This is a genomic window from Chitinophaga sp., from assembly GCF_035538455.1.
Taxonomy (GTDB): domain Bacteria; phylum Bacteroidota; class Bacteroidia; order Chitinophagales; family Chitinophagaceae; genus Chitinophaga.
The window spans coordinates 42,265-58,249 of sequence record NZ_DATLKJ010000098.1 but is presented as its reverse complement, the minus strand read 5'-3'; the positions used below and the strand labels follow the sequence as shown (position 1 = coordinate 58,249).

At 48.7% G+C, this 15,985-nt stretch carries 8 protein-coding genes; 6 read left to right on the top strand and 2 right to left on the bottom strand.

What is annotated here, in order from left to right; translation table 11 throughout:
• The first annotated feature begins 15 nt into the window (after positions 1 to 15).
• The 6 genes from VM802_RS12035 to VM802_RS12010 all read left to right on the top strand — a co-directional run bounded on the left by VM802_RS12035 (position 16) and on the right by VM802_RS12010 (position 14,568).
• Positions 16 to 6,432, top strand: a complete 6,417-nt coding sequence (locus VM802_RS12035; protein ID WP_325530711.1) for a non-ribosomal peptide synthetase — start codon at positions 16 to 18, stop codon at positions 6,430 to 6,432.
• A 60-nt stretch (positions 6,433 to 6,492) separates the two neighbouring features.
• On the top strand, positions 6,493 to 7,767 hold the full coding sequence (gene ectB, locus VM802_RS12030) for a diaminobutyrate--2-oxoglutarate transaminase (protein WP_325530709.1): 1,275 nt from the start codon (positions 6,493 to 6,495) through the stop codon (positions 7,765 to 7,767).
• Between the two features lie 279 nt (positions 7,768 to 8,046).
• Positions 8,047 to 9,807, top strand: a complete 1,761-nt coding sequence (locus VM802_RS12025; protein ID WP_325530707.1) for an ABC transporter ATP-binding protein — start codon at positions 8,047 to 8,049, stop codon at positions 9,805 to 9,807.
• Between the two features lie 214 nt (positions 9,808 to 10,021).
• Complete coding sequence (locus VM802_RS12020; RefSeq protein ID WP_325530705.1) at positions 10,022 to 12,715, top strand: Ig-like domain-containing protein; 2,694 nt, start codon at positions 10,022 to 10,024, stop codon at positions 12,713 to 12,715.
• A 693-nt stretch (positions 12,716 to 13,408) separates the two neighbouring features.
• Complete coding sequence (locus VM802_RS12015) at positions 13,409 to 14,032, top strand: response regulator (RefSeq protein WP_325530703.1); 624 nt, start codon at positions 13,409 to 13,411, stop codon at positions 14,030 to 14,032.
• A gap of 341 nt (positions 14,033 to 14,373) precedes the next feature.
• Complete coding sequence (locus tag VM802_RS12010) at positions 14,374 to 14,568, top strand: bacteriocin (protein ID WP_325530701.1); 195 nt, start codon at positions 14,374 to 14,376, stop codon at positions 14,566 to 14,568.
• A 64-nt stretch (positions 14,569 to 14,632) separates the two neighbouring features.
• Here the strand turns inward: VM802_RS12010 and VM802_RS12005 are convergent, their stop codons facing one another.
• Positions 14,633 to 14,848: a hypothetical protein gene (locus tag VM802_RS12005; RefSeq protein ID WP_325530699.1), complete on the bottom strand. Its 216-nt coding sequence runs from the start codon at positions 14,846 to 14,848 to the stop codon at positions 14,633 to 14,635.
• A 268-nt stretch (positions 14,849 to 15,116) separates the two neighbouring features.
• Entirely contained in the window at positions 15,117 to 15,917 is an 801-nt protein-coding gene (locus tag VM802_RS12000) for a helix-turn-helix domain-containing protein (RefSeq protein ID WP_325530697.1), read from the bottom strand.
• Positions 15,918 to 15,985: the final 68 nt, after the last annotated feature.

The following is a 15,985-nucleotide window of genomic DNA, read 5'->3' as shown; positions in this document are numbered from 1 at the left end:
AAGCTCAGCAACAAACTGGAAGCAACTTCTTTCATGACGCTGCTGGCGGCCTTCAAGGTATTATTGTATCGCTACAGTGGTCAGCACGATATTGCTATAGGCACGCCTGTAGCGGGCCGCAGGCAACAGGAAGTAAATGACCTGATTGGTTTCTTTGTCAATACACTGGTGATCCGCACTTATCCGGAAGCCGGGCAGCCGTTTGCAGACTATCTGCAACACGTGAAGAGCAGCTTCCTGGAAGCATATGACCATCAGGATATTCCATTTGAAAGAGTGGTGAATGCGGTGGTACGTGAACGGGACAGAAGCCGTCATCCGTTGTTCCAGGTGATGTTTGTAATGGAGCATGCACCTGATACAGACAGCAAGGAACTGGAAGGTTTGCAGATCTCCGCTGAAGAAGCGACACATGATACCGTGCAGTTTGATCTGACCTTCACCATTGCGGAGCATAAAGATGGCATGTCGCTGGCCGTCAGCTATTGTACAGATCTGTTTACCGCAGCCACCATCCAGCGTATGACCGCCCACTATGTGCAATTGCTGCGTGCTGTTGCCGCCGCCGCTGCCGCTGCGGATAACATTGATGCGCTGGAAATGCTGTTGCCCGGAGAGGCGCGTCAGTTGCTGGATGCATCGGGCGATATACCGGTAGGATTCCCTGCAGATAAAACGATTGTTGACCTGTTTGAAGAGCAGGCAGCGAGAACACCTGATGCCATCGCGGCGGTATCCGGCGCGGAAAGACTTACCTATAAAGCGCTACAGCAGCGTTCCAATCAGCTGGCGCACTTCCTCGTATCGAAAGGCGTGAAGCCGGAGACGCTGGTGCCGGTATGTACTGCCCGCACCCTGGATATGATCGTGGGCATCCTGGGTATCCTGAAAGCAGGAGGGGCCTATGTGCCCATCGACACGCTCTATCCGGCTGACCGTATCCTGTACATGTTGCAGGATACCGCAGCTACCGTGGTGGTATGTGATACCGAAGGCCGCAACGCTGTACAACAAACCGGCTACGATACTTCATTGGCAGATCTTTCCAGCGATTGGAATGCGATCAGTCAGTTGCCGGCGTCCATACCGGCGGTTAAAATATCTCCCGCAAATGCAGCTTATGTCATCTATACATCTGGTTCTACCGGCCGGCCGAAAGGCGTGGTGGTAGAGCATTTCAATGTAGTGCGTTTGTTTATGACAGATCAGCCGTTGTTTGATTTTAATGAGCAGGATGTATGGTCTGTTTTTCACTCCTTCTGTTTTGACTTCTCCGTTTGGGAAATGTACGGCGCCTTATTCTATGGTGGCCGGCTGGTGGTAATTCCAAAAGAAGTGGCGCAGGATGCTGCCGCCTTCGGCGAACTGCTGCTGACGGAAGGAATTACCGTGTTGAATCAGACGCCTTCTTCCTTCTATGTGTTGCAGGACTACCTGGCAGAACGCACAACGGTAATGCCTGTACGATATGTGATCTTCGGGGGAGAAGCATTAAACCCGGTGAAGATAAAGAGCTGGAAGCAATCTTACCCCGGCTGCCGCCTGATCAATATGTATGGTATTACCGAAACGACTGTGCATGTAACCTTCAAGGAATTGCAGCCGGAGCACCTGAACAGCAACATCAGTGTTATCGGTAATCCTATTCCGACACTCAGCGCCTATATCCTCGACAGCCGCCGTCAGCCGGTACCGGTGGGGGTGCCTGGAGAACTGTATATCGGCGGTGCAGGCGTAGCAAGAGGTTACCTGAATTTGCCGGTGCTCACCGCGGAGAAATTCATTGAACATCCTTTCATTGGCGGTAAACGGTTGTACCGCAGCGGGGACCTTGCGAGAAGGATGCCTGACGGCGATATTGAGTATCTCGGCCGTATCGATGAACAGGTGAAGATACGTGGCTTCAGGATAGAGCTGGGAGAGATAGAAAGCGTGTTGCAACAGACCGGCATGGTGAGCCAGTGCGTGGTGCTGGCGAAAGCCGATGCGCGCGGCGACAAGCGCCTGGTAGCATATGTAGTACCGAAAGACAATTTTGATAAGGATGATGCTATCGTCTTACTGAAAGAGCGATTACCGGAATATATGGTGCCTGCGGCCTGGGTGCTGCTGGAAGAAGTACCGCTGACATCCAACGGGAAAGTCAACCGGAAAGCACTTCCGGAGCCGGACAGCTTCCCTGTCAACAACAGGGAGTATGTGGCGCCTGTAACCGGAACAGAGATCCTGCTCGCTGAGATCTGGAAAGAATTGCTGGGATTATCTGCGGTGAGCATCCATGATAACTTCTTTGAAGCCGGTGGGCACTCCCTGCTGGTAACACGACTGACCGCGCTTATCAGGAAAAGAAGAACCGCAGAGATCAGCGTGAAGGAGGTATTTGAATATCCTACCATCGCGTTGTTGTCGAAGCACCTGGATCATGCTGCTAAAGCGGCACTACCGGCTGTGCTGCCACAGGAAAGACCTGCCAGGATTCCGCTCTCCTACAGCCAGGAGCGTCTCTGGTTTATTGATCAGCTGGAAGGCAGCACACAATTTCATATACCGCTGGTATTGAAACTGGAAGGCCGCCTGAACGCTGCAGCGCTGGAAAATGCACTGCGTACCGTTGTAGACAGACATGAAGTATTAAGGACCGTTATCCGGGAAGAGAACGGAACCGGCTACCAGGAAATACTTTCAGCGAACGACTGGAAACTGGCCGGCATTGCATCCGCAGACGTGCACGCATTTATTGCACAGCCTTTCCACCTCGCAACCGATTATATGCTGCGGGCAGGTATTATCCGTAACAGCGCAACAGCGCATCTGCTGGTGCTTACGGTGCATCATATTGCCGCAGACGGCTGGTCGCTGTCTGTTATCGGCCATGAGCTGTCTGCCTTCTATGCTGCGTACACCGATGGCGCAACAGCGTTGCCCGAACCGCTCTCCATCCAGTACGCTGATTTTGCCTTATGGCAGCGGGAGTACCTTACAGGTGATGTTATGGCATCCCAGCAGGCATTCTGGAAGCAGCAGCTGTCGGGCGTAGAGCCGTTACGTTTGCCCGCTGATTTGTCTGCACAGGTGAATGATGAGACTCCCGGCGACATCCTTACTTTCTCCCTTGACAAATCATTGGGAGCAGCGCTGAACAGGTTTAGCCAGCAGCAGGGCGCTACGTTGTTTATGACATTGTTGGCTGTCTTCGAAATATTATTGCAGCGTTACTCCGGGCAGGAAGACATCTGCGTAGGAACCGTGATCGCCGGAAGACGGCAGCAGGAGCTGGAAGGGTTGATTGGCTTCTTCATTAATACCCTGGCTATCCGCAGCGACCTGGATAAACAGCATACCTTCACGGCGCTGGTACAGAAAGTAAAAGCAAGATTACTCAACGTATACGATAACCAGGACCTGCCTTTTGAAAAGGTGATAGAAACAGCAGCCAGCAGCAGCAGAGCGCTTGGGAGCAATCCATTCTTCCAGGTGATGTTCCTGATGGAGAATGCGCCGGAGTCTTCCTCTTTCCGCTTTGGCGCGTTGCAGGTTTCTCCGGTTGAATCTTCCTACACCGCTGCGCAGTTTGACCTGATCTTTACGGTTGCTGAAGAAGCGGGCAATCTTTCACTGAGCATCGGTTACAGTACCGGCCTTTTCAGAAAAGAAACGATTGTAAGAATGGCCGGCCATTATGAACAGCTGTTGAAAGCAGCTATGGCAGCGCCGGAAGAACATATCTATCAATTACCGTTATTGTCAGTGGCAGAGCAGGAAACATTATCGCGTTTCTCTGCCGGGCCAGCCAGTGCTTATCCGCATGAAAAATCTGTCATCACCCTGTTTGAAGAGCAGGTGCAGCAACGCCCCGATGCTATCGCGCTGGCCTATGATGATCAGACAATGACGTACCGTGAGCTGGATGCGGCTTCCGGTCAACTGGCGCATTTACTGCAACAACGCGGCGTGCAGGCGGATACGTTAGTAGGTATCTGCATCGGAAAAGGGCTGGAAATGATCATGGGTATTCTGGCGGTATGGAAGGCGGGCGGTGCATATGTACCGTTCGATCCTGCTTATCCGGTGGAGCGCATGCGTTACATGCTGGATGATACCGGAACCGCGATTGTACTGAGCAGCAACGAAAGTAAAAATAACCTGCCATCCGATTGGGAAGGGCTGGTCATCAACCTGGATGACCGTGCAGCATTCGGGGATATGCCGGTAACCGCCCTTGCGCATAAGCCGTCAGGTAGGGATTTGTCTTACGTGATTTATACCTCCGGTTCTACAGGTAAGCCGAAAGGGGTACTGGTAGAGCATCAGGGAATGCTGAACCATCTCTATGCCAAAATAAATGACCTGCAGCTGGATGCGTCTTCCATACTGGCATACACCGCTTCCTACACCTTTGACATATCCGTATGGCAGATGTTCTGCGCCTTGCTGTGCGGAGGAAAAACGGTGATCTATGGCGATCACCACATCCTGCAACCGGCGGAGCTGATCCGGCAGGTGGACACAGACGAAGTGACGATACTGGAGCTGGTGCCATCCTACCTGAATGCCGTATTGCAGGAAGAACTGTCTGTTTCGTTGAGCCGTCTGCGTTACCTGCTGGTAACCGGCGAAGCGGTGAGTCCGGCGCTGGTAACAGCCTGGTTCAATCACCCGCAGTATCAGCGGATTCCGGTGGTAAACGCCTATGGTCCTACAGAGGCCTCCGACGATATTACACATCACTTCATGTATGCCGCGCCAACCGGTAACAGTGTGCCATTGGGCCGGCCGGTGCAGCACCTGCATATCTACATCCTGGATAATCATGGGCAGCAGTGCGCGCCCGGGATTGCAGGGGAGATCTGCGTATCCGGTATCGGCGTATCACGCGGGTATCTGAACCGCCCTGACCTTACCGCAGACCGCTTTGTACAAGATCCTTACCGCAATGGCGAACGGATGTACCGCACCGGAGACCTTGGCCGCTGGCTGGATGACGGCGCCATCGAATACCTTGGCCGTATTGACGAACAGGTGAAGATCCGCGGTTACCGCATAGAGCTGGGAGAAATTGAGAACATGCTGCAACAGCACGAATCGGTACAGCAATGTGCCGTAGTAGCCAGCGCGAATGAGCAGGGAATCAGGCATCTCGTGGCATATGTGGTACCCAATGATGCTGTCAGCAAGACTGCCCTGCATCAATACCTTGGCGAAAGGCTGCCGGAGTATATGGTGCCGGGTGTATGGATGATGCTGGAACAGCTGCCGCTGACGCCCAACGGGAAGATCGATAGAAAAAATCTTCCTGATCCGGAGATTATTCATACACAAAGTGGCGGGTATGTAGCGCCGCGTAATGAAACAGAACAGGCCCTTGCGGCTGTCTGGCAACAGCTGCTGGGCATAGAACGGATCGGGATATACGATAATTTCTTTGAGCTGGGCGGGCATTCACTGATCGCTATCCGTGTGCTGACAGCCATCAGGAAGATGGGATACAGCATCCAGCTGAGCGACCTCGTTATACACAAGACCATTGCGGAGTTATCCGCCATGCTTACGGAAACGGATACACGTAACCAGGAAGATTATTCCGGTGGTCATATTCTTTCCCTCAATAAAGCTACAACAGGCAGGCCGGTATTTATTATGCCCGGAGGTATTGGTCCGGCAGAAGGTTACGACAGGCTGGCGAAAGCCCTGGAAGCCTGCGGCCCGGTATATGGTTTAAGCATGATGGGGACGCAGGAGAAGGAAGCGCCGCTGGGCGCCATCGAAGAAATTGCTACACGCAATATCGAATGGATGCGGCTGATGCAGCCGGTAGGCCCGTACCGGCTGATTGGCCACTCCTTTGGCGGATGGGTGGTGCATGAAATGGTGAAGCAGCTGGAGCACAACGGAGACTCCGTTCAGTTTGCAGCTATCATGGATGTATCGCCACGTACCGAAATGCCGTCTACTGTGTCCGCACTCATGGACATCGCAAAAGGCACGCTGGAAATGCTGGGTATCATCGAAACAACGGATCGTTGTCCGGCATGGCTTACCGACATAGAAACGGCCATGACCAGGCTGCCTCCGGAAGACACACGACGCTTCATGATAGACGAGGTAATCAGCCATTGCCGCGCTATGAACAGGTTCCCGGAAACGGAGCTGCGGTTGGGCCGGCTGCTGCTGTTTAACTCGACCATGTTCAGCTATGTGTCGGCGGGCAAAGTAAATGCCGCCTTTACCATTGTGCATGCTGATACGGTGAAGTGGCAGCAGGACGGATTCGATGAAACGCTCGGCTGGACAACATTCACCAGCCAGGTACAAACCATCACCGCGCCGGGAGATCACTTCAACATGATTGACGGTGCCAATGGCGATACGCTGGGAAGTTTGCTGAAAGCACAGCTGGAAAGTACGGATATAACATCAACGCATATACGGTAATCACATTAAACGCTATAAATCCATTAGGTTTTTTATTTCTGAACAATTAAATGAAATGCTATGTTGACCAATATTTTTGAAACTTTTGAATCGAATGTCCGCAGCTACTCCAGGTCTTATCCCGTTGTCTTCCAGAAAGCAAAGGGAAGTATCCTGTATACCGACAACGGTAAAGAGTATATTGATTTTCTGATGGGCGCCGGCGCACTCAACTATGGCCATAACAATGAGTACATCAAAAGAAGCCTGCTGGATTATATGCAGGGTGACTATATCATGCAGGGCCTGGATATGTTTACGGTAGCCAAGAGTGAATTCATTACAGCATTTAACCAGCATCTGCTGGAACCTAAATCACTTCACTACAAATTCCAGTTCTGCGGACCTACCGGCACCAATGCTATTGAAGCTGCGCTCAAACTGGCGCGCACCTATACCAAACGTTCCAATGTGGTAGCGTTCATGGGCGCTTATCATGGCTTGTCGCTCGGCAGCCTGGCGCTTACCAGCAACCAGTATCACAGACAAGTGGCTGGCGTGGGCCTGAACAATGTAACGTTCATTCCTTTTGAACAGAACGGTCCTGAAGGATTCGACAGCCTGGCTTATTTTGAAATGATGCTGGAAGACAGTCATTCCGGTATTGAGAAACCGGCAGCCGTTATCCTGGAAACCGTACAGGCAGAAGGCGGTATCAACGTAGCCTCCGCAGAATGGCTGGCTGCCTTGTATGCTATCTGCAAGCGTCACGACGTATTGTTTATCTGCGATGATATACAGATTGGCTGCGGCAGATCAGGAGAGTTCTTCTCCTTTGAGCGCGCAGGTATCACACCTGATATCGTGGTGTTGTCAAAATCGCTCAGCGGTTACGGTTTACCGATGTCTATGCTGCTGATCAGACCAGACCTCGACATCTGGAAACCAGGTGAGCATAACGGCACCTTCCGCGGATACCAGCTGGCATTCGTGGGTGGCAAGGCGGCACTGGAGTTCCGCGAAGCAGAAGGACTGGACGCTGCCGTACAAAGAAAGGCCAGCTATGTGACCCGTTTCCTGGAAGATGAGATCGCAGCACTGGATGACCGCATCGAAGTAAGAGGGCTGGGCCTGATGCAGGGTATTGACCTCTCCCGCTTCAGAGATCCGCTGATGGCGAAGAAGATAGCGCAGGATTGCTTTAAGCGCCAGCTTATCGTAGAATGTGTAGGAAGAGAAGATAAAGTGCTGAAGTTATTGCCGGCATTGACCATAGAAGATGATGTACTGGAAAGGGCGCTGGAGATCCTGCGTGACGCCTGCCTGCAACATATCGGTCAGAAAGCATTGTCCTGAGAATTATCTGTTTAATATCTGCATGGGAATGACCAAAAAGTATTTTTTTTCTCGCAGAGGCGCAAAAAGGCAAACAAGCGAAGACCGGAGCGGGTTTTTAAGCTCGCAAAGTGAGGAGACCATACAGAATATTTAATATATTATAATCTTCCCACTTTGCGGGCTTAAAAACTTGCTGCGGTCTTCGCTACTAAAATTTTTTACTTTTTTGCGCCTCTGCGAGAAAAAAAATACTTTTCGGTCAGCCCCATGCTCTTTTCTGAAATTATTAATTATAGTATGGAAACCGGTAATGATAATGCGTTAAAGAAAGCGCTGAGCTTATATAAATACATCAGGCCCTATTGGAAGGTGTTTACGCTGGGGATGTTATTCCTGATTGTATCCAGTGCATTGAGTCTGGCTATTCCTGGTCTGCTGGGAAAAATAGTGGATGTCATCAGGAGGGGGGGCGTACGGAGTGAGATCAATCAGCTGGGTATGCTGATTCTGGGCTTGCTGGTAGCGCAGGCCGTTTGTGTGTATGCCCGTGTGCTTTGTTTTGTCACTGTTACGGAGAAGGGGCTGGCATCCTTGCGCCAGCAGATCTACAATCATCTGATACAGCTGCCGCTGACCTTCTTCCAGAGCCGCCGCACCGGTGAATTGTACAGCCGCATATCAGCGGATATTGCGTTGCTGCAGCAGACATTCTCTGTGACGATTGCAGAGTTCTTCCGGCAGGTGATTATTATTATCGGGGGGATTGTATTGTTGCTGACCACATCGCTGAAGCTGACGTTGTTCATGGTTGCGTTGCTGCCGCCGGTAATGCTGCTGGGCATTTTCTTTGGCAGGTATGTGCGCCGGTTTTCGAAAGAGGTGCAGCAGCGGGCAGGAGAGGCGAGTACGATTGTAGAGGAAACATTACAGGGAATTATCAGTGTGAAGGTGTTTGTGAATGAATTATTTGAGATGAAAAGATATGGTAGAAAGGTACAGGAAGCGGCGCATACCGCCATCAGAGGCGGCAGGTATCAGGGGGCGCTGACTGCCTTTCTTGCACTCGGCGTATTTGGTGCGATGATCATTATTGTCTGGAAAGGGGCGTTGCTGGTGAGTTCCGGGGAGATGAAATCCGTTGGCGATCTCTTTACTTTTATCATCTACTCTGGTTTTGTGGGAGGCGCCGTTACTGAACTGGCGGAGGCTTATTCAGGGATGCAGAAAAGTATCGGCGCTACCGAGCATTTGTTTGAGATCCTGGATGTGCCGGTGGAGCCGGTGGTGCGGGAAGATGATATATCGGAACATACCTTGAATGGTCATATCCGGTTTGATCATGTAGCCTTCCACTATCCGTCACGGAAGGAAGTACAGATCCTGAAAGATGTATCCTTTTCATTGGAACGGGATCAGAAGATCGCTATTGTGGGGCCCAGCGGAGCTGGTAAGAGTACGATCATCAATCTTATACTGGGGCTATATCCTGCCGAAAAAGGAAATATTTACTTTGATGGAAAGGTTATCACTTCATTCCCGCTTGCGGCGTTACGGAGCCAGATTGCGGTGGTCATGCAGGATGTATTTCTCTTCGGGTCCACTATCCGGGAGAACATCGCTTACGGCAGGATCGGCGCCACGGATGAGGAGGTTATTGCTGCTGCGAAGGAAGCGAATGCCTGGGAGTTTATCAGCACGCTGTCCGCAGGATTAGATACGATTGTGGGAGAGCGTGGGCTTCAGCTCTCCGGAGGTCAGCGGCAACGTATTTCCATTGCCCGCGCTGTGCTGAAGAATCCGCGTATCCTGATCCTGGATGAGGCTACTTCCGCACTTGACAGCGTATCAGAGAAACTGGTACAGGAAGCGCTGGAGAAATTACTGGAAGGACGCACTACCATTATTATTGCGCACCGGTTGTCTACCATCCGGCAGGCGGATAAGATCATCGTAATGGATAAGGGAAATGTAGTGGAAGAAGGTACCCATTTTGAGTTGCTGCAGATAGAAGGCGGCGTATATGGTACCCTCAGTGCGATGCAGGTATCGGATAACTGATGAAGAAAAAAAAGAAATATAGCATATAACCATCTTTGATAACAGGGGATAATCAAGGGAGCATAGCGTGGAAGCACCAGGTGTGCAAAGTGGTGGCGTTGATCATGCTGCCGTCATAAATTAAACGGAATCTGTAACTTTGCTGTAACAGATGATTGCTGATACATCAGTTTGTTCCACAACCCTGCAACCCTCAGATCATAAAACCGGTTATATGAAAAATGTTTACCCCTTGCATGCATGGCGATATTTTACTTTGCTTTTCCTTCTTTGTACATCCGTACTGAGTCACGCCCAGAATGTTCCCTGCGAAGGCGTTATTGCACAAACCAATACCACTGGTGGGTTATGTATAGGATGTTATACGGAGCATCCGGAACTGGCGGCAGATAACAATACATCCACCTATTCTACCCTGCATGTTGTACTTGGCTTGTTAGGATCGTATGCAGAACAGAAGCTGCGTTTCCCTTCAGTAAGCCAGCCAGGTGATTCAATAAAAATACTGATTACCTACCCTGTAGGTCTGTTGGATCTTTCGTTATTGGGCAGCATACAGGTGGCGAGTTATAACGGAACGACATATAATAATGACAGGCAATCGATTAACACAGGCCTCATACAATTAAGGTTGATCAGTTCCACTCAGACTATGTTATCCTGGGCGCCGCAACAGCTATTTGATCAGGTGGAGATCCGCCTGAATTCAGGAATATTACAGGCGCTCAATTCCATTAGTATCAACTACGCCAACCGGGTTGTGCCAGGACCACGGATAAAGGATAGCCTGGTAAAGGTGTGCAGGGGTAAGACTGCCGTCATTGGAACAGACAGTTTACCGGGCGTATCCTACAGCTGGTACAAACAACCAGTTGGAGGGTTCTCATTTTATAGTGGGGCAACGTATACTACCAGACCTGTACTTGCAGACAGCACTTATTATGTAGAGGCTGTTCGTAATGGTTGTGCAAATCCACAAAGATCAGTGGTGAAGATCAGCTCATTGCAGTTGCCGGCCGTACCTGTTATAACGCCGGATAGCCTGGGCATATGCAGGAATGAATCAGCTATATTTACTACCGTAATGCAATCCGGAATCATGCACAGATGGTATAGCCAATCTGCAGGCGGTACGATACTGACGGCAGGCGATACTTTCGTATCTCCGCTATTGACCAATCCTAAAAATTATTACGCTGCATCTGTCGATACAAACGGTTGTGTGAGTGCATCCCGCACACAGGCTTCAGTGGTGATACTTCCGCCCGGGCCGGGTGTTTCAATGGGTAGCCGGACAACTATGGGTGGCACGGGTGGAGATGAATTTGTTGCAGTCCTTAATACGCCTGACGGGGGCTACCTTACCGTTGGCAACAGCGCCTCCAATGACGGCGACCTGGCTGGCCAGAATCACGGGGCCAAAGATTTCTGGGTAGTAAAGCTGGATGGTAACAACAATAAACTATGGAGCAAAGCTATAGGTACAAATGGGAGAGATAGCGTAACAGGTGTTGTGGCGGCGAAAGAAGGTAAGTATATTATCTCCGGCGTTTATAATGTGCAGTCGCCTTCTGCTTCAGGCCAACTGGTATGCATCGACCAATCGGGCAATGTGGTCTGGACAAAACAGATCCCGGCCAGGAATCCGGCTGTGGCCCTTTTCCCGAAAGACAGTAATGTGGTAGTTGCCGGAACGGTGGGGGGCGCGCTGCAGCTGATGATGGTGGATGCAATGGGAACTATCCGGAAAACATTGACATATAATGGTAACTATGCAATTGACAGAATATCAATTGCCTCAACAGCAGATAAAAGTTTACTGGTAACAGGAACTACTATTTCCGGTGGTGTTTATGGGAGAGACATATTTGTTGATAAAGTGGATAGTAATCTAAACCGGCAGTGGGAAAAAGTATTCCTTGGGGCAGGTGAAGAGGCAGGCGTCAGCATATACAGGACCGGCGCTGATCACTTTATGGTGAATGGTGTCACCCTGGCGGATACTACCAGCGGCACTACTGTCAAAATACTACGGATGAATGCCGATGGTGTTCTTGATTATATAAAAGTGCTTGGCCCCCTGACACCTCCTTTAACCTCTTCCGTGAAAGGAGCAGCTGGTAATTCATTGACAGCGGTAACAGGAAGTAGTAAAGTTGCGGTAGCAGGTAAGGTTACATGCCCGTCTGTATGTAGGATGTATTGCCCATCTGGATTTGTCAGAGATGTTAACGGGTGCGAATTATGCCAATGCAATAGTTTTGGGAAAGACATGATTAAGTTAGAAAATGGCGCCAGGCCGTGGACTGCAGATAAGGACATGTTATTGGGGCTTAATGTATCCAAAGGGCCCGGAGTGCCTAATGATATACTGTATCTGATGAAACTGGACAGTATAGGTAATATCGTTGCTTTGCAGATAGACAGCACCAATGCCATTATTCCTACGGCAATTACCAATAGCGCGAACGGCGGCGCATTAATGTTAGGCGTTTCTGGTGATTCGGTTTCAAAGGCAGCTATTGTAAAAATAGATCCTCCGTCATGTTTACCATTGACGCCGCCGGTATTGCCAACGGCAGCATCACTTGTACATGATCAGAAATTAATGGCTTACAAAGAGCTGGCGCAGGGGACTGAAGATCAAATGTCCACCCTTCAGCTGGAAGTATTTCCCAATCCTTTTTCTGAAACGGTAACCTGCCGCTATGCTGTTCTGCATACCGGCCGGGTCGTGCTGAGATTAACCCATTCGGATGGACGGCGCGATGTTGTATTAAAAGATGAGCTGTCAGCTCCCGGCACATACAATGTCCGGGTTAATACCGGAGGGTATCCATCCGGCATATATATTCTCTCACTGAAACAGGGGAAGATCAAACAAATAGTGAAATTGTTAAGGTTATAAGACTATTAATCAGTCACTTACAACAAAACGACAGGGGGGTATAACGGGATTTTCATGTCCATCCGAAAATCACGATAGTGCGCTTTTAATACCTATGAGAATCGAATGACAACCGAAGGAGAAGCCGGTGAAAGGTATGGGAAAGGCCTGTGAAAGGCGTGGGAGAACTATTCTGACGCAGGTTTGCGGTCATCAGGCAGGTCATGGGCTCTCCGGTTTCCGGGTTGTTGCTTCCCGGCTATATATTAGTTGAAATATCTGTCACAACGTCGCTTAATACTACTCCTGTTTTTCCCATCCCTTACAGCAATCTATAGTTTACTCTACAGCGCGCTTTTACGCAGCCTCGCATCATTACATCAGCGAATTGGATACATCATTTTCAGGTGATGTAGTGGTGACGTAATATTACCTGATTGATAATCAATTGCTAACGGTTTCTGATGTATGAAAGATGTAATAGAAAAATTGTTGCCACAATAACCATATTCTAATTTTGAAGAGACAACCCTCCTTGTTATGCAGCTATCAATTGTTAGCAATTTTGTTTTTTACACCAGAAACAATCACTGTTCCAATCCTGCATTTTTGACATGCAAGACATGTTGTTGACTCGAGTGTTTGTAAGCGGACTCTATTATTTAGTAAAGCATGTATACAAGGGTATCATCTCATGTTTCAATTTCACAGATTATGATAAATATTGTTGCTGTCGACAATCACCCTATTGTATTGGAAGGATTACAGAAGCTGCTGTCGAATAGTGCTGACATTTTACCGGGCGGCTATTCGAGGTCGGGAAAAGAGATCCTGGCATTACTGGATGCGCAGCCAGCGGATATTGTTCTGATGGATATTAACCTTACGGACATCAATGGAATTCTGCTTTGCCAGGAAATCAAAAGGAAATATACCCAAACAGGTATTATTGTGCTTAGCACACACAGTGAAAGGCATGTGATTATGTCGGCCATCGGGAACGGGGCCAGCGGGTACGTCATGAAGAGTGCCACGGGGCCTGAAATACTACAGGCTGTCTATAGTGTGTATAAAGGCAGCATTTATTTTTGCAGTGGTACGCAACGGGTGCTTAATAACAAAGATGCGGAATATACGCCGCCGATGCCTCACCTGACCAGGAGGGAGACTGAGATTCTTAAACTAATCGGAAAAGGCTACACCTCCCATGAAATAGCTTCACAGTTGTTCATCAGCGTTTATACGGTGGATGGTCACCGGAAGAATCTGAAAGAGAAATTTGAATTGAGCAATATGACCGCTGTTATTAAGAGAGCGGCGGAGTATAACATTATCTGACGCAAAAATATCCTTGTTTGCTGATGGCTACCGGCAACTTTTTTCGGGTGGTTTTCCTCACTGTATCTGCCATATGATTATTCTTATCGTGTTGTATAATATGAACCTGAATTATTAATAAACAACTAACTATATACAGGTGCTGAAGATCAGAAGCAGCAACACGCGATAGCTTTATATTAGTTAATCTGGCTTCCTTGCTACATAATTATCTCTTTGTCTAACCTTTTTTTAAAAACGCAATACTGTACGCAATTTATCATTACGGTTTTACAACCAGGTTAAACTTCAATTATTGTTGTAGCGGTTGCAATGTTTCTAAACCTGTAAAACTTGAAACCATGAAAAAATTATCAGACCTGGGTCAGGTCCTTACCAAAAAAGAATTGAAAGCTATTATTGGCGGCAGAGCTGGCGCTGCTTTTTTTGAATGTAATCCCGGTTATTGTAATAAGAGCTGTGGAATACTGGGGTGCGGTTATGGATATTGCGCCGGTGGCTGTTTCTGCGGAGATTGCCCGGGAGACTTTGCCTGATCAGACAATTACAGCGCTGGCCTATACAGGGACAGCGCTGCATAATAGTTTTACTACAGTATCATTAATTTAACTGACCACATCTCCAGCATAATTCACCGCCACCGAAATCAGTCAGTATACACAAAAATCCCGCAGGACAATCTACATCGGTGATACATTGATTGTTACAAAAGAAGGCATTACTACCATTCCTGCCACCTGCTACTTTTTTCAATTGTTCCCTGGTAAGGGCTTTGTTGCCGGTAAGCTCGAGGGCTGTTTGTTTGAGTTTTTTCATGACTATATGTTTGGGTTTTAAAAAACAAACCGGAGCAGGATCCACATCAATATAGTTACCGGGGCTGTTACCATATCGCAGCAGGGTTTGTGCCGCTGCGGTGGCTGATGATTTTATGTCTGACACTTTTCATGATTGTCGGTTTCGTTCAATTTTAAAAGAACGTAACGGAATAATATTGCATTGGTGATGGTTGGTAAGTGCGGAGCCTGAGGGCTCAACCGTTTTTCGTTATTGCGGCAACCATGTGTAAATACAAAAGAGGAATTCACAGCTCATTTATTCCGGTGCTATTGTTAAGCTGCTTGTAGAACTGGAGTGGAGATATACCGGTGAATCTTTTAAAAGAGCGGACGAAATGAGATTGGTCGGCGTATCCGTTTCCGTAGGCGATGTCGGACAGTTTTTCAAACTTGCCGGCCTGCAATTGCTTTAAAGACGCCTGGAATTGTGCAATGCCTGAAAACAAGCTGGGAGATATACCGACATGCTGTTCGAACTTTCTTTCGAATGTTCTTTCTGTAAGGTTTAGTTCGGATTGCAATTGTTTTAGTGAAACATTACCATTCAGCTGGATAATTCGGCTGGTGGCATATTCCATGCCCTTATCAGGTTCTGTATTATTTCTTTTAATCAAAAATCCGAAATATCTGAACAGTATTTCCACCTGTTCTTCTGCGGCTGCTGTGTTCCACAGTTGTTCGATCAGGTTCATTCCGGGTACGGAAGAAAGCAGTCTTACATCTACAGCGGCATCTGTTATTTCTTTGGCATCAAACCGGAAGACGGACTTCAGTGCGTAAGGTTGAAATGTGAGTCCGATGATTCTGCAGCCTTTGTGGGCGGTCAGCACAACGGGCTTTATTGTTTGACCAAATACATAGGCAGCAGGGATTTGTGGGGCTTTAATATGTGTGGTGAGGTTGGTATCGGGGTGTTGAAAGGCAATGCCGACCATACCGTCGGCAAAATTCATGAATGAATTTTCCGTTTCGCCACTGATCAGTATGACCTGCTTTATATAAGGTTTCAGCTTACCTGGTATTTCTATGAATTTTGCCTGGTTCATAACTGGGAGGTGAGCTTGTATACAAATGTAAGCAGTTCTTACAAAAGTGGCGATACTTCTTTCATGCC